Origin of the sequence: Streptomyces globosus (assembly GCF_003325375.1) — a bacterium.
GTDB lineage: Bacteria > Actinomycetota > Actinomycetes > Streptomycetales > Streptomycetaceae > Streptomyces > Streptomyces globosus_A.
In genome coordinates this window covers 4,151,864-4,173,872 of sequence record NZ_CP030862.1, presented here as the reverse complement: position 1 = coordinate 4,173,872, position 22,009 = coordinate 4,151,864, and the positions used below count along the sequence as shown (strand labels likewise).

The following is a 22,009-nucleotide window of genomic DNA, read 5'->3' as shown; positions in this document are numbered from 1 at the left end:
CCCGGCCGGCGGCCGGAACCGGAGCCCCGGGGCCGTCGTCTGAGACCCCGTGTGGATGAAAAGCCGCCGGATACCGGCCCTGCTCCTGGCCCTGCTCGCCACCCAGGCGGCCTCGCTGATCAGCCCCGCTTACGCGTGCGGCTGCGGGGCGATGATCCCGGCCGGCGGCGCCAGCCTCGGCGTCGAGCGCGAGACGTCCGTGGTCCGCTGGGACGGCCGCACCGAGCAGATCGTGATGCGGTTCACCGTCGGCGGGGACGCGCGCCGCGCCGCCTGGATCATGCCGGTGCCGACACGGGCGTCGGTCGACCTCGCGGACGCCGAGGTCTTCACGCAGCTCTCCCGGCTGACCGCGCCCGAGCGCCGCACCCGGCACTACTTCCTGCCGCGCAGCGGGGACTGGCCGTTCGACTCCGTGGACGGCGCCGCCGCCGGCGCCGCGCCGGGAGCCGGCGCGCCGGCGGTCGGCGTCGTCGGCCGCGAACGCCTCGGCGCCTTCGACGTGGCCCGGCTGACCGCCACCGACCCCGCCGCCCTGCGCGGCTGGCTGGAGGCCAACGGCTTCTCCCTGCCCGACACGCTCACCACCGAGGTGAAGCCGTACGTCGACCAGGGCTGGGAGTACGTCGCCGTACGGCTCGCCCCGCAGGACGAGGGCAGGCCCCTCCGCGGCGACCTCGACCCGCTGCGGATCCGCTTCGACAGCGACCGCCTCGTCTACCCGATGCGGCTGTCGCGGATGGCCAGGACGCCGCAGTCGCTGGGCCTGTACGTCCTCGCGGACCACCGGATGGAACCGGCGTCGGCGATCGGCGGGGCCGAACCGGAGGTCACCTTCGCCGGGCGGATCACCCCGCAGCAGCCGCTCGCCTCCCTCACGGACGGCAGGGAGGCGTTCCTGACGGCGATCGAGCAGCGGTTTCCCCATCCGGCCCGGATCGACGGCGACCACGAACTGCGCGCCACCGCCGCCGACACCCCGTACCGCCGGGTGGTGTACCGCGACCGGATCCTGGAGATCGGCGGCGTCCCGGCCTGGCTGCCGGCCCTCGGCGCCGCCCTGGCGGCCACCGCGGCAGCCGCGGCGGCCTGGCTCCGCCGCCGCAACGCCCGAACCGCGCCCCCCGTGTAGGTGCCCGGGCCGTGCTCTAGCGGGGCTGCGGCGGGAGGGAGTACGTGCCGCCCGGCTTGAAGGGCGGGGGGCTCTCGGGCAGCGTCGGCAGCGGCGGGGTGGAGGGCCGCTCCGGCCTCGGCGGGGCGGACGGCTCCGCGGTAGCCGGGGTCGCGGGGACCGTCGTGGCCGGCTCTGCGGGCGGCGGTGTCGGCCGGGGCGGGGCCGGGGACGGCGATGCCGGCGGCGTGGTGGCCGGGGCGGCGGGATCCGCCGGGGCGGCCGGGTCCGCCGGGTCGGCGGAGCAGGCCGCGGCCAGGAGGACGGCTGCCAGGACGGCGGCCGCCGCTCTTGCCGCCGCCTGGGTGCGGGAGTTCGGCGCCACCGGCCACCTCTGGGGTTCGTTCGAACGGATTGCGACGTGATCGTAGCCCAGGGACGCCGCGGGCATCAGGCCGTCGGGGGAGCGCCCTCCGCCGTCTCGGCGCGGGCCAGGGCCACGATGCCCGCGCAGACCAGCGCGACGCCGGCCAGCTGCGGCAGGACCCACCAGCCCGTCCGCAGGTGCTCGTCGTACAGGGCGACGCCCAGCACGATGCTGACCGTCGCGTCGCCCAGCGTCAGCGCCGGCTGCGAGGCCACCAGCGGGCCGCCCTGCATGGCGTGTTCGAGCAGCAGCAGCGCGCAGAGGCCGCTGAGGGCGAAGCCGTACGTCTGCCAGGCCGTCAGGAAGGCCGCCGCGCCGCCCTCGGCGAGCAGCGGCACCGAGTCCTTCATCAGGGCGGCCGTGAGGGCGTAGCAGACGGCGGTGGCGGCGCCCAGGCAGCCGGCCCGGGCCCGCCCCGGCGGCCTGCGCAGTCCGGCGAGCGCCAGCAGCAGCGCGGCCGCCGCGCATCCGGCGAGGGCGGGCAGCCACCGGTCGAGCGGGACGTGCGTACGGTTCTCCGACGGTGCGGCCGCGGCCAGCGCGAGGCCCAGCCCCCCGACGACCGCTGCGACGGCCCCCCACACCGCAGCGGGCAGGCGCTGCCGGACCAGCAGCGAGGCGATCAGCAGCGCGAGCGGCAGCTCCAGCACGAACAGCGGCTGTACGAGCACCAGCGCGCCGGTGGCCAGCGCCGCGGCCTGGCCCGCCCCGGCCAGGACCACCGCGAGGATCCCGGCGACCCACACGGGCCGCCGCAGCAGGTCCAGGACCAGCCCCGGCCGGAACCCCCGGCTCTGCGGCACGGTCAGGGCGGCCCGCCGCTGGAGCACGGTGGCCAGCGCGTTGCTGAGCGCCGCGAACAGCGCGAAGAGGACCGGCAGCAGGACGCCCATCCGCCGATCCTCACGCCGCCCCGGGCGGGCCCGGCCCGCCGACACGCGCCCGGCCGCGCAATCCCCCCGCCGGGTCTCAGCCGCGGCGCCGCCCGGCGCGGGCCCGGGCGAGGGCGAGGGCGGCCAGGGCCTGCGGCGCCCCGTCCTGGCCGCGGACGCCTGGGAAGGCGTTGACGTCCACGATGAGCGGGGTGCCGCCGCCGGTGTCGACGACGTCGACTCCGTACACGTCCAGCGAGAACACCTCGCCGGTTTGCAGGACGAGCTCCGCCCAGCCGTCGGGCAGGCCGGCCGGGGACTGCGGCCGGGCCGGTCCGCGGCCCTCCGGGGCCAGCTCGGAGCGGCGCAGCGCGGCGAAGACCCGGCCGCCGATCACCCACAGTTTGTGGTCCCAGCCGCTGTTCGGGGCGAAGTCCTGTACGACGACGGGCTCCCGGGGCCACTGCGCGGCGAGTTCCCGCAGCTGCGCGCGGTCGTCGACGCGGGCGACGAGGTCGTGGCGGCGGCTGTGGCGGCTCTTGACCACCACCGGCGGGTCCAGCAGCCGGCCGTCGCCCGGAGCCGGTTCCTGCGCCGCCCAGGCCGCCAGCGAGGCGTGCGTGCGGGTCCCCGCGAACGGCAGGCCTGCCGCGAGGGCCAGCGCGGCCATCTCCGTACGGTCCTGGCAGAGTGCGGTCGCCGCGGCCGAGTTCACGACGACGGCGCCGCGCCCCTCCAGCTCCCGGGCCAGCGCCAGGGCCCGCGGGGTCCGCGCCTTCAGCAGGTACACGTCCGCCGGCGCCCCGGCGGGGTGCTCCGCGGCCGGATCCAGGGCGTCGACGCGGTGTCCGGCGGCGCGCAGCAGGCCGGTTGCGGCGGCGAGCAGCGGGTGTCCCGGCTCGGGGGTGATCAGGCAGACCCTCACCGTGCGGCCTCGCCCGTCCGGGGGGCCGGCAGGGCCAGCGCGGGCGCTCCGGCGCCCGCCGGCGGGCCCGCTCCTGCGCCCGCCACAGCGGGCACCGTCCGCGCGAGCGCCGGCGGGGGCGGCCCGGCAGGGCCCCCGCCGCCGCGGCGTGCCAGGCCGAGGACGGCGCGGGCGACGCGCGCGGCCGCGTCGGGGACCTGACGGAAGCTCGGGAAGTCGTTGACGTCGACCACCGCCGGGCCGTCGGGCCCGAGCAGCACGTCGACCCCGTACAGGTCCAGCCCGTACACCGCCCCCACCCGCGCGGCGATCGCCGCGACCTCCGCGGAGAGCGGCACGGGGCGCTCCCGCACGGCCGGGTCCGGGTGGAGCGGCGAGCGGCGCTCCGTCGCGAACAGTTCGCCGCCGACGGCGTACACCTTGATGTCGCTGCCCGAGTTCGGCACGTACGGCTGGGCGATCAGCATGCCGCCCTCGGCGGCGAGTTCGGGGAGCAGCGCCTCCAGCCGCTCCGGGGAGGACACGAGGCGCACGCCGCGGCCGGAGCTGCCGTCGGCGGGCTTGACGACGAGCGGGTACCGGGCCGCGGGCACCTCCCGCAGCAGCTCCGGCCGGGCGGCCGCGTACGTGGCCGGCACGGGGAGGCCGGCGGCCCGCCCGAGGGCGGCGGCGAGCGCCTTGTCCCGGACGCCGCGGATGGATCGGGCGTCGTTGACGGTGGTCATCCCGGCGGCGGCCGCCGCCTCCAGCAGGACGAGCCCGGGGCCGCCCGACACCGTCTTGAGGACCCAGGCGTCGTGTGCGCCGGAGCCGACGCCTCCGGTCATGTCCAGCAGCGAGCCGCCGGGGCGCACCACGTCGACGCGGTGTCCCCACGCGGTGAGCTGCCCGATCACCTCGTTGGGCATCCCGTCGCGGCGGTAGTGCTCCTCCACCAGGAAGCACAGCCTCATGGACCTGGACATTCCCCACCCCATCATCGCCGGATGTCCGCCGACTACGTCCGGCGAATTGTGATGTCACAGGATGTCATGAACCGCAATGTGATGATCAGTCCGGTCCGCGGCGCGGGGGCGCACCGGCCTCCGTCCCGGCCTGCACCGGGGGCGCCCGCGGCGGACGGGGCGCCACGGGTTCACACGCAGCACCGCACCCGCCCGGTTCCGCCGGCCCCCGGGAACGCCGTACGGGGCCCGGCCGCCGGGGGAGTCGGCGGCCGGGCCCCGCAGGACCGGCGGGCGCGGTCAGACGGCCGCGGGGACCGGCACCGAGACGAACGTCTTCCCGGACTCGTTCTCCACGAGGACCTCGCGGACGTCCGCCGGGTCGACCCAGGCCGAGCCGTCCAGGGCGGCGCCCTTCGCCTCGCCGCCGGCCGCCCCGCCCTGGCTGCCCGCCTGCGCCTGCCCGCCGACGACCCAGCTGCCGGCGGTGCTGCGCTTGCCGTCGCGCGCGACCACGACCAGCCGGCACCGCTCGCCCGCCGGGACGCCCGTCACGGCCGCGTGGACACGCACCCACCTGGCGGCCGGGGTGACCTTCACCGTCATCCGCGCCCCGGTGCCCGGGTCGGTCGCGGAGGCCACCCTGGTCCCGGCCGGCGGCGGCGACGGGGCCGCCGTCACCGCCGGGGACGGGTCCGGCGGCGGCGCCGCGACGGGCTCGCCGCCGCCCATCCGGGCGCCGGTCCAGAACACCGCCGCCAGCGAGGCCGCGGCCGCAAGGCCCGCCAGCCCCCACCGCCTGCGCCGGGCCGCGGCGGCCTCGCCGCGCACCCGCCGCAGCGTGCGCTGGAGCAGCAGGTCGCCGCCGGCCGGCGGCCCGTCGAGGAACGCCTCCGCGGGCACCTCGCCCAGCGCCGCTTCCATCTCGCGCAACGCGGCCACCTCCTCGCGGCACCGCAGGCAGCCGCCGACGTGTTCCTCGACCCGGCGGACGTCCTCCGCGTCCAGGACCCCCAGAACGTACGGGCCGAGGAGCTCCTCCTCGTGCTCGTGCCGCTGCCGGTTCATGCCACCACCTCCCGCAGTCCGGCGGGCTGCTGGGGCGGCCTGCCCGACCGATGTCGACGGCCCTTGGCGGCGCCGCCGTTCTGCCGGAACACCTCGCGCAGGGCCTTGAGCGCGTAGTGCGAGCGCGACTTGACCGTACCGGCCGGGATGCCGAGGCTGTCCGCCGCCTCCGCCACGCTCAGCTGCCGGTAGTACAACTCCTTCAGCACGTCCCGGTGTTCCGGCGACAGCTGGTCGAGCGCCCCCAGGACGGTCATCGTGTCCACGACGGAGTCGGCGTGGTCGACCTCCACCGGGGGAGCGGCCGCCGCCCCGGACACCTCCTGCGGACGGGCGGCCTTGGCCCGGTACCGGTCGGTGATGATGTTCCGGGCCACGGTGAGCAGCCATCCGCGCACCGAGCCCTTCCCGTTCACCAGGACCTCGGCGTGCCGCCAGGCCCGGATCAGCGTCTCCTGGACGACGTCCTCGGCGGTGGCCCGGTCCCCGGTCAGCCGGGTGGCGTACGCGAGCAGGGCGTGTCCGTGCTCCTCGTAGACCGACCTGATCAGCGCCTCGTCGGTCGCGCCCCGCCGGGTACGGGGCCACAGTGGTCCGGCCATATCGCCCTCTCGTCCTCGCTTGCCCTGCCGTGCGGTCAGAACACGCTGTTCCGGAGCCGCCGGTTCAAGTGAGCTGCGTCACATCGTCCAGGCGGGCGGCGGACGGGGGGTCAGAGGCGGCAGCGCGCACCCCTGTTGAGGCAGTCGGCGACCGCCGCCATCTGCTCGTCCGTCATGGCGTTGACGAACATGGCGTGGTCGGTCCGCGGATCGTGCCGCTGCTCGGGGAAGGAGTCGACGGCGACCGGGACCCCCGGCTCCACCTCGTACTCCAGCCCGATCCGCAGCTGCGGGACCGGGAAGGAGTCCGCCGGGCAGACGCCGTTCGCGGCGGGGAACCGCAGGTGGGCGCGGTGGTCGGGGCTGTCGGTGTCCAGGCCGTTCCAGCAGCTCGGGAAGACGAGCGTACGGGTGACGCGCTCGCCGGCCGGGCAGCGCGGGTAGCGGGTGGTGGACCGGTCCGGCGTACCGGAACAGCCCCAGCGGGCCCGTACGCCCCCCTTGTCGCGGGCGGTGCCCGCCGCCGCGTCGCCGGTGACGGCCCGCAGGAAGCGGGGCATCGGCACGACCCGGCTCACCGGGCTGCCGCGGTACTCCACCGTGACGGCGGCCTCGGGCAGGATGCGTCCCGTGTTGCCGTGCCCGGCGGCGCGCTCGTGCGGGCGGGTCCCCAGCCGGTCGGTGCGGCGCAGGACGGGCCAGAAGTACGCGGAGCGGTCGCCGCCGCGGCAGCTGGTCGCAGCTGCGGCCAGCGAGGCGTCCGTCGAGGCCGCGTCCGTCGACAGGTTGCCCACGTACGCGTGGGTGTGGTGGGCGCCGGCGCGGAGTCCGGGGGAGAGCACTACGTTGTCCTCGTTGTGGTGGCCCTCCTCTCCCCGCCCGCAGTCCACGGACACGGAGCCGGACGAGGCCTGCGGCCCGGCGGGCGGCGGATCCGCCGGTACGGGCGGATCCGCGCTCGGCTCCGCCGTGGCCGGCCCGGGCGCGGGCAGTCCGGAGGCGCGCGGTCCTGCGCGGTCCGGCCGGGCGCCGTCCGGCAGGGCCGCGGCCAGCCCCGCCCCCAACGCCAGGCACAGCACCGGCGCGAGCAGCGCGAGCGGACGGCGTCCGCGGCGCCTGCGGCGCCCGCTTCCCCTCACCATGCGGATCACCGTCGCCGCTGACCGCCCCCGCGTCAACCCGCAGTCCGCATCCCGGCCGCCGGCCCGCCACAACCGGCCCGAGGGCGCCTTGCCCGGCTGCGCGCGGCCGAGCACAGTACCCGGCATGACAACCGCACCCGGCCCGGCCCCCGCCGAGCTCCTGCGCGCCTTCGCCCGCGCCCGCGCCTCCCTCGACGGCGCCGAAACGGTCTTCTGGTGGTCCGGCGACGTCCACTCCTGGGCCCCGGACGAGCCCTACCGCCGCCTGTTCGGCTTCGAAGGCGTCAACGCCGCCCGCCTCGTGGCGGACGAGGAGAGCGGCGGCTACCGCCTCCTGGCCCGCGAGGCCGCCTTCTACCTGGACCCGCGGACCCGGGACATCCTCGACACCTGGGAGGGCAGGCGGGTCGTCCACGTCTGGAACGACCCGGCCAACCTGGCCCTGCGCCCGTTCCCCGTCCCGCTGACCCGGCTCGGCGACCAGGTCTGCTTCAGCCTGGAGATCCCCCTCTCCTACCCCTCGCCGCTGCCCGTCGCCGACTACCCCCTGCACTCCGCGGGGGACACCTACCGGGCCCTGGAGCTCTTCCAGTTCTTCGCCCCCGCCTCGGTGCTGGACACCGGGGAGCCCGGCGTGCCGTGCACGATGTCCTGGACGCGGATGTCGCCCTGGCTGCCGTGGATGGAGCAGGGCCAGCGCCCCGGCGGGCTCACCTTCCACTGCCGCGGCCGCAAGCTCGGCTCGTACGCGGAGGTCCCGGAGCGCACCCGGCGGTTCATCGCCGACCGGCATCCCGAGTTCGCGCACGCCCCGGAGAAGTGGTCCGAGCCCAACGAGACGAGCTGGACCCACTTCCGCCGCCTCGGCACCACGGGATAGGGCCCGCGCGGCAAAGCCCCAGCTCGGCGGGGGTTCCGGCAGGTGGCCTGCGGTCCCGGGAGGGCAGCTCGGGGGTCGGCAGGGGGCGGACAAGGGTTTTCCCCGTATCGAGTTCACCTGCGCGTTGCCTACTGTCTGGCCACCGGCGATCTTCCCCCGCCCGCGGCCCCCGTCCCAACCCCACATGGTGCGAAGCCGCGAGCCGGACGACCGCCCAGCACCGACGCCGTCCCAGCCCCGCCGAAGCGGCAGGGACGGCGCGGCGATCCCGCGGTGGCCGGGCCGGAACTGACCAGCCCGCCCGGCCCCGTAAGATCGTCACCCCACCTCCCACACCGCCCCAACCGGGGTCGCTCCGGCCTGCCCGGGACCGGCCCGCGAAAGGGAAGACCGTGCACGCAACGCGACGCAGGCTGATATCCGTGGCGGCGATGTCCGTCACCCTGCTGGCCGGCTCCGCCACCGCCTCCGTGGCTCTGCCCGGCGCCGAGGCCGCCCCGGCCGGCCGGGCCGCCGCCTCGACCATCCCGGCCCCCGGCGCCCCCGCGGCCCCGGCCGCCGCCCCGGTCGAGAACCTGATCGTCGGCTACAAGTCGACTGCCGCCGAGGCCAGTTCCAACAGCGCCGCCGCGACCGACGCCGCCGCGAAGGGCAAGAAGGCCGGCAAGAAGGCCGCCTTCGACCGCCGCCTCGGCACCGGTGCCGCCCTCGTCAGCCTCGGCGGGGCCACCGCCCCCAAGGACGCGGCCGACCTGATGGCCCAGTTCCGCTCCGACCCCGACGTCGCCTACGTCGAGCCGGACACCCGTGCCTACGCGATGGCCGCCCCGAACGACACCGAGTACGCCAAGCAGTGGGACCTCTTCGAGCCCACCGCCGGCATGAACGTTCCGGCAGCCTGGGACAAGGCCACCGGCACCGGCGTCACCGTCGCCGTCCTCGACACCGGCTACGTCGCCCACTCCGACCTCGCCGCGAACATCGTCCCCGGCTACGACTTCATCAGCAGCTCCGCCGCCGCCCGCGACGGCAACGGCCGCGACAGCAACCCGGCGGACCAGGGCGACTGGAACGCGGCCGGCGAGTGCGGCACCGGCTCCAGGGCGAGCGACTCCTCCTGGCACGGCACCCACGTCGCCGGCACCATCGGCGCGGCCGCCAACAACGCCAAGGGCATCGCGGGCGTCGCGTACAACGCGAAGATCCAGCCCGTCCGCGTCCTCGGCAAGTGCGGCGGCGCCACCTCCGACATCGTCGACGCCATCACCTGGGCCTCCGGCGGCACCGTCGCGGGCGTCCCGGCCAACGCCAACCCCGCCAAGGTCATCAACATGAGCCTCGGCGGCTCCGGCACCTGCTCCACCAGCTACCAGAACGCCATCAACGCGGCCGTCGCCCGCGGCACCACCGTCGTCGTGGCCGCCGGCAACAGCAACACCGACGCCGCCGGCTTCACCCCGGCCAGCTGCAGCAACGTCATCACCGTCGCCGCCAGCAACCGCGCCGGCGACCGCTCGTACTACTCCAACTACGGCGCCAGCATCGACGTCGCCGCCCCGGGCGGTGAGACCCGCCGCGCCACCGACACGCCCGGCACCGTCACCACCCCCGAGAACGCCATCCTCTCCACGCTGAACACCGGCCTCACCACCCCCGGCTCGGAGAACTACAAGCCGTACCAGGGCACCAGCATGGCCGCCCCGCACGTCGCCGGCCTCGCCGCGCTCATGGTCGCCGCCAAGCCCTCGCTGACCCCGGCCCAGATCGAGGCGGCCATCAAGACCAACACCCGCCCGCTCGCCGGCACCTGCACCGGCGGCTGCGGCACCGGCCTCGCCGACGCGGCCGCCACGCTCAACGCGGTGACCTCGACCACCCCCGCCCCGGGCTTCGAGAACACCATGAACGTGAACATCTTCGACAACTCGACCGCCGAGAGCCCGATCACCGTCACCGGTGTCGCGGGCAACGCCCCGGCCACCCTCAAGGTGGGCGTCGACATCAAGCACACCTACATCGGCGACCTGAAGGTCGACCTGGTGGCCCCGGACGGCTCGGTCTACACCCTGCACAACCGCGCCGGCGGCAGCGCCGACAACATCAACCAGACCTACACCGTGAACGCCTCCTCCGAGGTCGCCAACGGCACCTGGAAGCTCCGGGTCAACGACAACGCCGGCGGCGACACCGGCTACCTCGACGCCTGGAACCTCGCCTTCTGACGCACCCCCGCCCGGCCGCCCCGGCGGCCGGCGCACGCACCACCCGATGACACCCGCGGGCCTGCCGATACCCTCGTACCGGCAGGCCCGCGAGGCTTTCCGGGCCGTGACTGAATTGTGCGTCACACTTCGCCTCCACCCGGCCCGCGACCTCGTATTCTCGCTCCTCACAGGAAAGGCACAGAGTGGGGACCGAGAGGCTGGTGGCTGTGCGTGGCAGCGGGGCGCGCCAACGCGACCGTAGGACACGGTGAACTGATCAAGGCGGTCGAGCAGGCGCTCGCCGAGCACGGGCGCGCCCTGCTCACCGCACCCGCCGGCGCGGGCAAGACCGAACTCGCCGGCGCCATCGCGGCAGCGGCCGAGGCCAGGCAGGACACCGTGCTCCGCCTCGCCCCCGAAGCCGCCGACCGGTGGATCCCCGAGGCGTCGGCCGCCGCGCTGCTCGCCTCGGTCCCCTGCGCCGCGCTCGAAACCCTCTCCGGGCCGCAGCGCACCGCCATCGCCCACCTGCGCCGCGAGACCGACACCCCGCGCGCCGGCCGCGACCACGTCGCCCTGCGCCTCGCCGTCGTCGAGGTGCTCCGCACGCTGGCCGCACGCAGCCCTGTCCTCCTCGTCGTCGACAACGCCCAATGGCTGGATCCGGAAAGCACCGATCTGCTCCGGTTCGCCCTCCGGCTGACGCCGCCCCGGGTCCGCGTCCTCGTCGCCGAATGCGTCCAGGGCGGCGTACCCGTCGCCGCGCCCCTGTGCGGCCCCGGCACCCCGGCGATACGCATCCCGCCGCTCGGCGCCGACGAGGTGGCCGAACTCCTCGTCCGGCACGGCCTGCCCGCCCGCCTCGCCGGCCGGGTCCACCAGGCCAGCGGCGGCAACCCGCGCCTTGCCCTCGCCCTCGGCCACTCCCTCGCCGAAGCCGCCGGCTCCCGCGACGGCGCCGCCCACCACGCCGACACCCTGCCCCTGTCCGGCCAGGCCCGCGAGGTCGCCCGGCGCCTCCTCGCCGAGGCCCCCGCCCGGACCCGGCGCACCCTGCTCCTCGCCGCCCTCGCGGCCCGGCCGACCACCGCCCTGCTGCGCCGCGCCGGCCGCCCCGACGCAGAAGCCGAACTCGCCGAGGCCGAACGGGCCGCACTGGTCACCGTCGGCGAGGACGGCACGGTCGCCTTCACCGCCGGTGCCCTCCCCATGGCGCTGGCCGCCGACGCGGGCTGGCCCGAGCGGGCCGCCGGGCACGCCGCGCTCGCCGCCGCCGTCGACGACCCCGTCCAGGCCGTACGCCACCGGGCCCTCGCCGTGGACACCCCCGACGAATGGCTCGCCGCCGAGATCACCCGGGCCGCCGCGGACTGCCGCCGCCGCGGACAGCGCGCACTGGCCGCCGAACTCGGGCTGCTCGCCGCCGAACGCACCCCGGGCGACCGGCCCGGCGACGAACTGGCCCGGCTCGTCGCCGCCGCCGAGGACGCCGGCTGGGCCGGCCGGGCCGACCTCGCCCGCCGTGCCACCCGGGCCGTCCTCGCCCGCGACGCCTCACGCTCCGACCGGGTCCGGGCCCGCCTCGCCGTCATCGACGCCGCCGGGCAGGCCCTCGGCACCCTCGACGAGACCTTCGCACACGCCATGGACGACGCCGAGGGCGACCCCGCCCTCCAGGCCGCGGTCCGCCTGCGCGTCGCCTGGAAGCACAACCTCAGCGACGGCGACCCCGTCCGCGCCCGCGACGAGGCCGCCGAGGCCGGCCGGCTCGCCGCCATCGGCGGGGACCAGGTCGCCGAGGCCATGGCGCTCACCGTCCGGGCCCGCATGGGCCGCATCCTCGGCGACCCGGACGCCGAGGAGATCCTCGCCGAGGCGCTCGCCCTGCCCGCCCCCGAGGTCCCCCTCGGCATGCGCAACGCCCCGCAGTACCTGGCGGTCCGGCACGCCCTGTTCGACGACCGGCTCGCCGACGCGCGCCGCGAACTCCTCGCGCTGCTGCCCGCGGTCCGCCGCACCGGCTCCGCCGAGGACGTCTTCGAGGTGCTGCGCAGCCTGACCGAGGTGGAGCTGCGGCGCGGCCGGTGCTCGACCGCCTCCGACCACGCCCGCCGGGCCCTGGAGCTGACCATCGAGGCAGGCCTCTCACCCGGGCCCGCCTGGTACGTCGCCGCGATGGCGGAGGTGACGGGCGGGAGCTTCGCCCGCGCCGCCGGGTACGCGCGCCGCGGCATCCAGGCCTCGGAGGAGGAGCGCGACCAGGTCTTCCTGTCGCGGAGCCTGTACGCGCTCGGCCTCGTCGAACTGGCGACGGGCGAGGCGGCGAAGGCGGTGGCGACGCTGCGCCGGGTCGCCGGCCTGGAGGCGGCCCAGCAGGTGGTCGACCCCTCGATCCTGCGCTGGCACGGGGAGCTCGCGGAGGCGCTCGTCGCCGCGGACGCGCCCGCGGAGGCGGTGGAGCTGATCGACGAGGTCGGCGCGGTCGCCCGGTCGCTGGGGCGGGGGACGGTCGTCGCGGCGCTGGACCGGGCGCGCGGTTCGGCCCTGTCCGTGCTGGGCGAGGCCGATGCGGCCGTGGAGCTGCTGACGCGGACGGCGGCCGGATTCCAGGCGTTCCAGCTCCCGGTGGAGCGCGGCCGGACGCTGCTCGCGCTGGCCCGGGCGGAGCGGCGGCGGCGCCGGAAGGCTCCGGCGCGGGCCGCGCTGCGGGCGGCGGCGGCGGTCTTCGAGCAGGCGGGTGCGCGGCCGTGGGCGCAGTTGGCGGCCGAGGGGCCGGAACCGGTGCCGGCCGAGGCGGGGCCGGCCGTGGCGCTGGCCGCGCTGACGGAGGCCGAGGCCCGGCTCGCGCTGCTGGTGGCGCAGGGGGCGAGCAACCAGGAGGCCGCGGCCCGCCTGTTCGTCAGCGTCAAGACCGTCGAGGCGCGGCTGACGAGGATCTACCAGAAGCTGGAGGTGCGCTCGCGGGCGCAGCTTGCGACGGCCCTGAGGGCCCCCTGAGCGCGGGCTGCGCCGCGGGGGCCCTCTCCGGGCGGGCGGGGCGGGCCGGTCGGGCCCGGCCCGGTCAGCAGGTGAGGTTCGGCCCGGGGGTGGTGCCGAGCATCTCGGTGAAGTTCCGGTAGGCGTTCACGCGGCTCTGGACCTGGGCGGGGTTGCCGCCGTTGCACTCCAGGGCGCCGTTGATGGAGCGGATCGTCTCGCCGAAGCCGGAGCCGTTCGTCATGGCGGCGTGCGCGGTCATGGTGCCGGGGCCGTTCTGGGTGTTCCAGTACCACAGGGCGGTCTTCATGGCGACGGCCGGGTCCCGCTCGACCAGGTAGGGGTCGCCCAGCAGGTTGATGCCGAGGGCGTCGCCGGCCGCCTTGTAGTTGAAGTTCCAGCTGAGCTGGATGGGTCCGCGGCCGTAGTAGGCGGCCTGGCCGGCGGGGCAGCCGTAGGGCCGGGCGGCGTCGCAGTAGTGCGGGTAGTTCGCGGTGTTCTGCTCGACGATGTGGACGAGCCCGCCTGTTTCGTGCGAGACGTTCGCGAGGAAGGCGGCGGCCTCCCGGCGCCTGGTGGTGTCGTCGCCCGTGTTGGCGAAGCCCGGGTAGGCGGACAGGGCCGCCACGAGGCCGCGGTAGGTGTAGAAGGGGTTCCGGTTCGGGAACATGCGGTTGAACTGGTCCTCGGTGACGACGAACCCGGACGGATCGGTGCCCGGGTCCGGGTCCGTACCGCCGCCGGTGCCGCAGGCCCCCTGGTCGGACCAGACGCCCCACTGGCCGGTGGTGCCGGGCGTCTCGCCCTGGGTCCACCACTTGGCCTGCCAGTTGCGGCCGTTGTGCGAGGCGGTCGAGCCCCCGGTGTAGACGGCGGAGGAGGCCCAGGCGGTGGCGCAGGCCGGTGCGGCGGCGGCCGGGGAGGCGGGCAGGGCCGCGGCGATGCCGAGGGCGGCGGCCGCGGCGGCGGCGAGGGCGAGGGCGCGACGGCGCAGCGGACGTATCACGCAACTTCTCCTTGGGCGGGGGGAATTGCCGGTGGGGCGGCACTGCCCCCAGCCAAGCGAACTGGTATGGACCTGTCAAGGTCTAGACCAAGTTGGGGGCAGGGTGGTAGCGCGGACCGGGCCCGGGCGCGGCAACGGGCAGGGCCCGTACGCGGGGTGGCGCGTACGGGCCCTGCCTGCCGTGCGGGGGGAGCGGCGCCGCGGCCGCGCCCGGAGGGTTCAGCTGCCGGCGGAGAGGTTGCCGGAGAGGACCGGGATGTTGTCCAGGATGTGGGAGAGGGACTCGTCGCCCTTGGCCTGGGTGGAGTTCTCGGCGCACTGCTGGTTCATCGGGTTGGACAGGACGTTGATGTCCTGGACGCCGATGTTGAGGGCGCCGATCAGCGACTGGGCGTTGACCTTGGCGGGCAGGCCGACGCAGAGCTTGTTCAGCGAGCCCTGGACCAGGCCCAGCTGGGGGCTCATCGCGCCCTTGGTCTCCTGGTTGCCGTAGATCTGCGCGGAGTCGTTGCCGTTGACGGTGTTGACGCCGTTGTCGTTGCCGATGGCCATCGCCGGGGAGGCGGCCGCGGCACCGGCGCCCAGCACGGCTGCGGTGGCGGCGGTCGTGGCCATGAGCTTCTTGAGCATGAGGAGGATCCTTCTGTCGCGCTGTCGCATGGATGGTGGTCCCCGGCGGGACGAGCTGATCAACTGCCGTTCCCGCCGGGGGTTATCGCCTGTCACCCATGTGGCCCAGCGCGCGCTCGGGCGGGCCGGTCAGCCGGCCTTGCGGCGGGTCCGCTTCTGCCCGCCGCCTGCCCCGGAGCTGATGCCCTGGATCTTCGTCCGGCTCTGGTGGGCCTGCTGGGCCCGCGCGTTGCGCGCGTTGCGCTCCAGGGCCTCGCGGAACCTGCGCTTGGCCTCCTCGGCGGGCGACTCGTCCTGCGGCGCGTCCGACTCCTGTGCCATGTGTCCTCCTCCGGTGTGCGAAGCCGCCAGTCTGTCAGCCCCGCGCCGCCCGGACCAGCGAGTTCTCCCCGCGACGGGGTCCCGGCGCGCCGGAGTCCGGCGGCCAACGCAAAGTCCCGGACCCCCGCGGGGGCCCGGGACGTCACGGGTGCACTTCGCTTGACCACCGTGACCAACGACGGGCCGCGCCGGAAGTCACGGTCCGCGCGGCGGCGGATCAGACGGTGAAGGGCTTCTGCCCGAGGAACTCCGGCGACGGGCTGCCGGTGGTGTGCAGGTTGGGCACCTGCGTGCGCGGCAGCCGCTCCCGGATGGCCCGGTGGAAGTCCCGGTAGGCGCCGGAGAAGGCCCCCGCGTCCCACACGCGCAGCAGGGCTTCGGTGAACGCGCCGTTCACCCGGCCGTCGAGGGCGAACTGGTCGTCCTGGCAGGCGGAGATCAGCAGGGTGCCGGGCTCGCCGTCCACCCCGTTCTTGCGCAGCTCGCGCTGGAGCTCCTGGTAGAACTCCCGGTCGCGTTCGAAGAGCTGCTGCTGGCGTACGGCGGGCATGACGCGGACCGCCGCACCCCCCTCGCCGCCGGACTGCGAGGCGGCCTCGGTGGCCGTCCCGCTGTGGCAGCAGTCCAGCAGGCAGAAGATCCGCACGCCGGGGGAGAAGCGGCGGAACTCCCGGTGCAGCTCGTCGTCGAGGAACTGGCGGTCGAAGAGGACGAGGGTCTCGTCGAGGGCGTCCGGCTCGTCGCCCTCCTCGTCGGGGACCTGGCCGCCGTGGCCGGAGTACGTGAACAGCAGGATGTCACCGTCGTCCAGCCGCCCCGCGGCCTTGCGCAGCTCGGCCGTGACGCGGTCCACGGTGCCCTCGGGGGTGAGCAGCACCGTCGGCTCGAAGCCGGCGGCCCGGGCGACCGCCGCCATGTCGCGCGCGTCGTTCTCGCACGCCAGCAGCCGGCCGTCCCACCCGCCGTACGCGGCGGGGTCGACGCTGTTGAGTCCTACGTGGACGGAGAGTCCTGCGGGCACGGGGTCCTCCTCGGGGATCGGTGCAGGGGCGGGATGCCTCGGGGATGGTTCCGCGGCGCGGCTCCCCGCGAACCCGGCGGAGGCCGGTGCCGCCCGATCGGGACCGGCACCCGCCGGGGGAGCGGCGGGCGGCCGAACGACGTACCGGCCGGGGCCGCCACCGCAGCGGATGTCCCGACCGGACGCGGCCGTGTGAGTCCGCCCGCGCGGCATGCGGGCGGAGCAACGGCTGCGACCAACCGGCCCCCGGCCACCCGGGCGCCGACCGCCCCGCGCCGGAGCAGGTCCGCACCCTCGGCTCCCCGGCCCTGCACCCCGGCCCCGAACCCCGGCCTTGCACCCTGATGAAGCGGGTGAAACCATGACAGATACCACCAGTGGATCCGTCGGCCGCCCCACGGGCGGACGGGCAGGTGCGCAATGCCGCTCACCGACACCGAATGGGGCGTGGTCACCGCCTGGGTGCGGGACTACCTCCTGGACACCCCCGACCCCCACGACCGCCTCCGGCAGGCCGGGTACCCGCCCGCGTTCATCGGCTCGCTCAGCCTCACCGCCAAGGCCGGGGACAACGCCGCCGCCCTGGTCCGGGCCGTGCGGCAGAGCATCACCGCCCAGCTCTTCCTCCTCGACGTCCTGCTCACCCTCGACGAACTCACCAGCCAGTTCCAGCCGCAGGTCCTCGCCCTCCGGGTCAGGATCGCCGACGACGAGCGCGTGCACGTCTCCGACCAGGACCACTTCCGCGCCGGCGTGCTCCGCAACGGCGCAGAGGTGTTCATCGACCGCGCGCAGCTGCGCGAACGGCTGAGGGAGTTCCTCGCCGACCCCGAGAAGACCGTCCTCGTCGTCGACGGCGAACCCGACAGCGGGCGCTCCTACAGCTACAGCCTCATCCGCTACCTCGGCCAGCACTGCGGATTCCGCCCGGTCCGCGTGACGCTGACGCACACCACGACCGCCGCCCGGCTGATCCGGCAGATCGCCGCACGCCTCAACCCGGAGGCCGAGCCGCCGCAGTTGAATCCGACACCGTTGAACGATCCACTGTCCGCGCACGAATGGGCCGTCCAGCAGATCGTCACCCGTGCCACCGCGGCCCCCGAGGCCTTCTGGATCATCCTCGACGAGTGCGACCGGCTCGCCTCGACCTCCGATGCCTGGGACGCCATCGGCCAGCTGGCCCAGGCCCTGTTCGAGCACGGGCCCGAACCCGAGGGCACCGCGCCCCGGCTGGTCCTGCTCGGCTACCCCGGGACGATGCCGCAGCTGCCGTACGAGATCCGCAAGACCGTGTGCCGGGACACGGCCCGCATCCTCGGACGCGACGACGTGGACGACTTCTTCCGCACGTACTTCACCCAGGCCCCCGTACCCCCCGCGGAAGCCCTCCGCCTGGCCGCGGCCTCCGCGGCGGCGGTGTGGGAGGCCGCACAGGCGCCCGCCTCCGGCGACAGCCTCATGCGCAGGCTGTGCACGGCCGCCGAGACCGCCGTCGGCGCCTGGCGGTCCCTGGCGCCCGGCGCCGACTACGCCGGCCTGCTGCACCGCGAGCTCGGCGCCCCGGCCGCCCTGGAGCCAGCGGCCCCGTCCGAGGAGCGCCGGGCCTACCGGCAGGCCGCCTGCCTCCTCGTCCGCTTCGAACCGGACACCCTGCGCCTGCCCGGCGAAGCCGAACCCTCCGGCCGCGCCCAGCAGGAACTCGTCGACGACTGCACGACGCTCACCACGAACCCGCCCGTCTGGACCATGCGCGACGACACCCGGGAGGCCGCCCTCGCCGACCTGCCCGGGCCGGCCGCCGCCCGGCGCTGCCTGGAGGCCAACCTCGCCCAGGTGCAGGCCGGCCCGGCACCGGAGCGCATCGCCCTCGCCTACCTCAGCGGGCGGCCCCCGGATGCCGGGCGGCTCGACGCGGACGCCCTCGCCGCCGCCCACCAGGCCGTGCTCTGGCTGTCCCGGATCCCCGGCACCGCCGGGATCCCCGACCCCGGGCAGCTCGAGCGCCTGCTGGAGCGGGTGCGCCTCCTCCAGCCGCTGCGCCGCCTGTTGGAGGAGTGATGGAGCAGCAGGCCTTCTACGGCCGCACCGCCGAACTGTCCCGGCTGCGCGCGTACGTCCTCGACGACGGAGCCGACGGCACCGGCCCGGCCGAACGGCCCCCGCTGCTGATCCACGGGCTCGGAGGCATGGGCAAGAGCACCCTCCTGGCCAAGTTCCTCCTCGACTGCCTCCCCGACGACGTCACCGCCCCCTTCCCCTTCCCCTTCGCCTACGTGGACTTCGCGCGGCCCACCCTGTCCGTCCACGAACCGGCCACGCTCATCGGCGAGATGGCCCGGCAGCTCGGCGTCCAGTACCCCGACCACCGCCCCGCCTTCGACGCCCTCGCCGGCCGGTGCGAGGAGACCGCCCGCACCCAGCGCGAGGAGCGGGGAGCCATCGACGAGCTGTACGGGCTCTCCTCCACCCGGTCGAGCATGGGGCGCACCGCGGCCGAACGGTTCCACACCACCGCCCGCACCCGCGAGACCGAGCTGGTCCGGCAGGTCGCCGAACTCGTCTCCCTGGCCGTCGGGGCCGCGCATCCCGGGGAGCAGCCGCCGGCGGGCGGCGCCCCGGCCCCGCCGCTGGTCGTCGCCGTCGACTCCTTCGAGGCGGCCCAGTACCGGGCCAACCCCGCGATCGGCCGGCTGTGGGCCATGTGGTCGGTGCTTCAGAAGGTCTACCCGCGGCTGCGGTGGATCGTCGCCGGACGCGCCCCCGTGGACCACCCCGCCCGCGTCGTGGACCCCCTCGCCATCGAACTCGGCGAACTCGGTCCCGACGCGGCGGTCGCGCTCCTGCGCAGCCGCGGGATCGACGACGGGGCCGTCGCCCGCGCCCTCGCCGAGCGCGTCGGCGGCCACCCGCTCAGCCTGAAGCTCGCCGCACGGGCCGCGATGACCGTCGGGGACGGGGCGGAGGCCCTGGGCGAGCTGGTGGAGAGCCTGCCCCGGCGCCGCCAGGTCCTGCGCAAGGTGGACCAGATGCTCGTCCAGGGGCTCCTCTACGACCGGATCCTGCGCCACATCGGCAACCCCTCCGTACGGGCCCTCGCCCAGGGCGGACTCGCCCTGCGCAAGATCACCCCCGAGCTGGTCAGGGACGTCCTCGCCGAACCGTGCGGGCTGCGCGTCGACACGGCGGAGCAGGCCCGGACCCTGTTCGGCCTGCTGGCCCGGCTCGACCTGATGGAACCCGCCGGGCCCGGCCGGATCCGCCACCGGCCCGACCTGCGCGCCATCATGCTGCGCCTGTCCGACACCGCCGGCACCGCCCTCATGCGCGGCGTCGCCCGGCGCGCGGTGGAGTTCTACGCCGCCCGGCCGGGTGCGGAGGCCCGCGCCGAGGAGATCTACCACCGGCTGCGCCTCAACGAGAACCCCCGCACGGTCGAGGAGCGCTGGGAGCCCGGCGTCGAACGCCACCTCGGCGGCGCCGCCGACGACATGGCGCCCCGGTCCGCGGCCTTCCTGGACGGCCGCCTCGGCGGGCACACCGCCGGGCTGCCGCTGCACGACGCCGACCAGGAGGACTGGGAGCGGATCACCGCGCGGGAGGTCGAGGACCTGCTCGCGCAGGGCTACCTCCGCGAGGCGGAGGCGCGGCTGGCGGAACGCCGGCCGTGGACCCCCGGCAGCGTGCTCGACCCGCTGCTCGTCGAGACCCTGGCCCGGCTCGGCCGGCGCGCGGAGGCCAGGGCCGAGGCGGACAGGGCGGTCGACCGGGCGGAGGAGGCGGGCGACGCCGACGCCGAACTGGACCTGCTGCTGCTCGCGGCCCGGCTCGCCGAGGAGGACGGCGATCCGGCGGCCGCCGACCGGGCCCTCGCGGAGGCCGAGGACCTCGCGACCGGTCTGGGCCGCGACTTCGACGCGATGGGCGCCCTCCTGGCCCGCTCCCGGCTCGCCGCCGCGACCGATGCCGGGCCGGAGGCCGTGACCAGGCTCGCCGAGCGGCTGCGGGCGCTGCCCGACGAGGCGATGGCGCAGCAGCCCGCCCTCGTACGGGCCGTCGCCGCGGAGGTGTCCGGCCGGGACCCGGCCGCACTGGACCACACCCTGAAGGTGCTGGGCCTGCCCGACGCCGACGACGCGGCCCTGGAGCAGCTCGCGGAGTCGATCCGCCTGGCCGTGGCCGGGCAGCCGCGGCTCGGCGAGGCCCTGGGCCGCGTCCTCGCCGACGCCGCCGGCACCGCCCCGCAGCCACCGCCGCCGGCGGGAGCCGGGCCGCCGCGTGCGCCCGCACCGCCCGCCGGGGGCGGACCGCCCGGTGGGCCCGTGGCAGCCGGCGGGCCTGCGCTGTCCGGTGCGCCGGTGGAGCCCGGTGAGGCTGGAGGCTCCGTGGCGCCTGGCGGGTCCGGGCCGCCCGGTGGGACCGTACCGCCTGGTGCGCCCGGGGGTCCTGGCCGCCCGCCGGATGCCGCCCGGGCCGGGCCGCCCGCACCCGCGCCCGAACCCGCCGGCGAAGGCACGGCCGGGATGCTGCGGGAGGCCCGCCGCCGCGGCACCCTCGGCGAACTCGCCCGCCGCCTGCTCGTCCTGCGCGACGACCGGGGCGACCTCGTCTCCGGAGTGGCGGCCGCCATGGCCGCGGCCGCCCCCGGAACCGCCCGGCCGGTGGACCCGGCCGACACCGGAAAGGAACGGCTCCCACGGGGCCTGGACCGTATGAACGACACCTACCTGCCGCGCGAGGACATCCTCCGCCTCAGGGACACCGCTCTGGAGACCGGGCTGGCCGACCCCTCGACGAGGCCCCTCCTGCTCGCCGGCATCATGCCCCGGTACCGGGGCGTCCTGCCCGTCCTGGCCGCGCCCGGCGCACAGGTGCAGTCCGACCTGGAGGCCATGAACCGGGTGGAGCGCCTCGTGGACGGCTCGGTCCCGCTGGAGATCTGGCTGCGCAACGCCGTCGCCCAGACGGCGGAGGCCGGCCCGCTCGCGGTGTTCCAGAGCGCCCTTGACCGGGTGGCGCGCGACGCCGCGGGCGAGCCCGACGTGCCCGAGCCGCCCTCCGGCGAGACCAAGGAGGAGATCGTGTTCCGCGACGACACGGTCCCCTTCGAGTTCCTCCTCGCCGGCGAGGCCGCGGGCCGCGCGGTGGCCCGGCTCAAGGTGACCCCGTACGAGGCGGGCGCGCCGCTCGGGCCGGGCGGCTACCCGCACGCCGGCACCGGCTGGCTCATCGCGCCCGGACTGCTCGTCACCAACCACCACGTCGTCAACGCACGCACCCGGACCGCCGCCGGCCGGGCCCCCGTCGACCCCGGGGACCTCGCGCTCCAGGCCCGGAACACCCGCTGCCGCTTCGACTACGGGGCGGACGCCGCCGCGGGCGCGACGCCGCCCGACGAGGCGGCCGTGGCCGAGCTGCTCGCCTGGGACGAGGACCTCGACTACGCGGTCCTCCGCCTGGCGGACGGGCCGCCGCGCGAACCCCTGCGGATCGCGGCCGACCCGCTGGCGGTAACCCCGCAGGAACCCGTCCCCGTCAACATCATCCAGCACCCCGGCGGCGAGCCGAAGCGCGTCGCACTGCGCAACAACCTGGTCTACGAGGCGGACGCCAAGGACGTCCGCTACTTCACCGACACCCGCGGCGGGTCCTCGGGATCGCCCGTCCTGACCGACGACTGGACGGTCGTCGCCCTGCACCGCGGCACCCGGCGCGTCGAGGACGTCCTCTACCAGGGCAAGACGACGGCGTTCGTGAACGTCGGCACCCAGATCAGCACGATCATGCAGCACCTCGCCGAGCACAGCCCCGCCGTCCACCGGGAGATCGCGGACGCCCAGGCCCTGATCGGCGGACGGCGACCCGCGGAGGTGGTCTGAG

Annotated in this window: 17 protein-coding genes; 7 read left to right on the top strand and 10 right to left on the bottom strand. The window is 76.2% G+C overall.

The features are described 5' to 3' along the window. Positions 1-55 precede the first annotated feature (55 nt). Complete coding sequence (locus C0216_RS18300; RefSeq protein WP_114056318.1) at positions 56-1,132, top strand: DUF2330 domain-containing protein; 1,077 nt, start codon at positions 56-58, stop codon at positions 1,130-1,132. Positions 1,133-1,176: 44 nt separating this feature from the next. Further along, entirely contained in the window at positions 1,177-1,536 is a 360-nt protein-coding gene (locus C0216_RS18295; RefSeq protein ID WP_114056317.1) for a hypothetical protein, read from the top strand. A 25-nt stretch (positions 1,537-1,561) separates the two neighbouring features. On the opposite strand, the gene C0216_RS18290 is transcribed toward C0216_RS18295, so the two are convergent. The 6 genes from C0216_RS18290 to C0216_RS18265 all read right to left on the bottom strand — a co-directional run bounded on the left by C0216_RS18290 (position 1,562) and on the right by C0216_RS18265 (position 7,091). Next, positions 1,562-2,431, bottom strand: a complete 870-nt coding sequence (locus tag C0216_RS18290) for a DMT family transporter (RefSeq protein WP_114056316.1) — start codon at positions 2,429-2,431, stop codon at positions 1,562-1,564. 76 nt (positions 2,432-2,507) lie between these two features. Then, positions 2,508-3,335 carry an ATP-grasp domain-containing protein gene (locus C0216_RS18285; RefSeq protein WP_114056315.1) on the bottom strand — a complete coding sequence of 276 codons (828 nt, stop codon included), beginning with the start codon at positions 3,333-3,335 and terminating at the stop codon, positions 2,508-2,510. Continuing rightward, a complete protein-coding gene (locus C0216_RS18280; RefSeq protein ID WP_114056314.1) occupies positions 3,332-4,288 on the bottom strand; it encodes an ATP-grasp domain-containing protein in 957 nt (318 codons plus the stop codon). Before C0216_RS18280 ends, C0216_RS18285 begins: the two co-directional genes overlap by 4 nt. Before the next feature lie 291 nt (positions 4,289-4,579). Then, entirely contained in the window at positions 4,580-5,347 is a 768-nt protein-coding gene (locus tag C0216_RS18275; RefSeq protein ID WP_114056313.1) for an anti-sigma factor family protein, read from the bottom strand. Next, the gene (locus C0216_RS18270) at positions 5,344-5,949 is read right to left on the bottom strand and encodes a sigma-70 family RNA polymerase sigma factor (protein WP_114056312.1); all 606 of its coding nucleotides are present in this window, start codon (positions 5,947-5,949) and stop codon (positions 5,344-5,346) included. The genes C0216_RS18275 and C0216_RS18270 overlap by 4 nt, the downstream gene beginning before the upstream one ends. A 110-nt stretch (positions 5,950-6,059) precedes the next feature. Beyond that, on the bottom strand, positions 6,060-7,091 hold the full coding sequence (locus C0216_RS18265) for a DUF1996 domain-containing protein (protein ID WP_114056311.1): 1,032 nt from the start codon (positions 7,089-7,091) through the stop codon (positions 6,060-6,062). A gap of 124 nt (positions 7,092-7,215) precedes the next feature. Here C0216_RS18265 and C0216_RS18260 point away from each other — a divergent pair, with 124 nt between their 5' ends. The 3 genes from C0216_RS18260 to C0216_RS18250 all read left to right on the top strand — a co-directional run bounded on the left by C0216_RS18260 (position 7,216) and on the right by C0216_RS18250 (position 13,172). Next, positions 7,216-7,971: a DUF1838 family protein gene (locus C0216_RS18260; protein ID WP_114058759.1), complete on the top strand. Its 756-nt coding sequence runs from the start codon at positions 7,216-7,218 to the stop codon at positions 7,969-7,971. Between the two features lie 431 nt (positions 7,972-8,402). Next, positions 8,403-10,193 (top strand): S8 family peptidase, encoded by a 1,791-nt coding sequence (locus C0216_RS18255; protein WP_114058758.1) that lies wholly within the window; start codon positions 8,403-8,405, stop codon positions 10,191-10,193. A 213-nt stretch (positions 10,194-10,406) separates the two neighbouring features. Beyond that, positions 10,407-13,172, top strand: coding sequence for a helix-turn-helix transcriptional regulator (locus C0216_RS18250; protein ID WP_246042611.1), 2,766 nt, complete (start codon positions 10,407-10,409; stop codon positions 13,170-13,172). Positions 13,173-13,236: 64 nt separating this feature from the next. On the opposite strand, the gene C0216_RS18245 is transcribed toward C0216_RS18250, so the two are convergent. The 4 genes from C0216_RS18245 to C0216_RS18230 form a co-directional block, all read right to left on the bottom strand. Then, a complete protein-coding gene (locus C0216_RS18245; protein ID WP_114058756.1) occupies positions 13,237-14,145 on the bottom strand; it encodes a glycoside hydrolase family 19 protein in 909 nt (302 codons plus the stop codon). A gap of 231 nt (positions 14,146-14,376) precedes the next feature. Next, entirely contained in the window at positions 14,377-14,787 is a 411-nt protein-coding gene (locus C0216_RS18240) for a rodlin (RefSeq protein ID WP_114056310.1), read from the bottom strand. A gap of 129 nt (positions 14,788-14,916) precedes the next feature. Next, a complete protein-coding gene (locus tag C0216_RS18235; RefSeq protein WP_114056309.1) occupies positions 14,917-15,108 on the bottom strand; it encodes a DUF5302 domain-containing protein in 192 nt (63 codons plus the stop codon). 217 nt (positions 15,109-15,325) lie between these two features. Continuing rightward, positions 15,326-16,129 carry a caspase family protein gene (locus C0216_RS18230; RefSeq protein ID WP_114056308.1) on the bottom strand — a complete coding sequence of 268 codons (804 nt, stop codon included), beginning with the start codon at positions 16,127-16,129 and terminating at the stop codon, positions 15,326-15,328. 420 nt (positions 16,130-16,549) lie between these two features. On the opposite strand from C0216_RS18230, the gene C0216_RS34545 reads away from it, so the two are divergent. Beyond that, complete coding sequence (locus C0216_RS34545; RefSeq protein WP_246042609.1) at positions 16,550-18,190, top strand: ATP-binding protein; 1,641 nt, start codon at positions 16,550-16,552, stop codon at positions 18,188-18,190. Next, positions 18,190-22,008 carry a trypsin-like peptidase domain-containing protein gene (locus C0216_RS35085; RefSeq protein ID WP_281277945.1) on the top strand — a complete coding sequence of 1,273 codons (3,819 nt, stop codon included), beginning with the start codon at positions 18,190-18,192 and terminating at the stop codon, positions 22,006-22,008. Before C0216_RS34545 ends, C0216_RS35085 begins: the two co-directional genes overlap by 1 nt. Position 22,009 lies beyond the last annotated feature (1 nt).

Coding starts and splice junctions, on each gene's coding strand:
- C0216_RS18275 (WP_114056313.1), bottom strand. CDS start 5,347: ATGAACCGGCAGCGGCACGAGCACGAGGAGGAGCTCCTCGGCCCGTAC.
- C0216_RS18255 (WP_114058758.1), top strand. CDS start 8,403: ATGTCCGTCACCCTGCTGGCCGGCTCCGCCACCGCCTCCGTGGCTCTG.
- C0216_RS35085 (WP_281277945.1), top strand. CDS start 18,190: ATGGAGCAGCAGGCCTTCTACGGCCGCACCGCCGAACTGTCCCGGCTG.
- C0216_RS18300 (WP_114056318.1), top strand. CDS start 56: ATGAAAAGCCGCCGGATACCGGCCCTGCTCCTGGCCCTGCTCGCCACC.
- C0216_RS18260 (WP_114058759.1), top strand. CDS start 7,216: ATGACAACCGCACCCGGCCCGGCCCCCGCCGAGCTCCTGCGCGCCTTC.
- C0216_RS18235 (WP_114056309.1), bottom strand. CDS start 15,108: ATGGCACAGGAGTCGGACGCGCCGCAGGACGAGTCGCCCGCCGAGGAG.
- C0216_RS18290 (WP_114056316.1), bottom strand. CDS start 2,431: ATGGGCGTCCTGCTGCCGGTCCTCTTCGCGCTGTTCGCGGCGCTCAGC.
- C0216_RS18265 (WP_114056311.1), bottom strand. CDS start 7,091: ATGGTGAGGGGAAGCGGGCGCCGCAGGCGCCGCGGACGCCGTCCGCTC.
- C0216_RS18270 (WP_114056312.1), bottom strand. CDS start 5,949: ATGGCCGGACCACTGTGGCCCCGTACCCGGCGGGGCGCGACCGACGAG.
- C0216_RS18240 (WP_114056310.1), bottom strand. CDS start 14,787: ATGCTCAAGAAGCTCATGGCCACGACCGCCGCCACCGCAGCCGTGCTG.
- C0216_RS18280 (WP_114056314.1), bottom strand. CDS start 4,288: ATGAGGCTGTGCTTCCTGGTGGAGGAGCACTACCGCCGCGACGGGATG.
- C0216_RS34545 (WP_246042609.1), top strand. CDS start 16,550: ATGCCGCTCACCGACACCGAATGGGGCGTGGTCACCGCCTGGGTGCGG.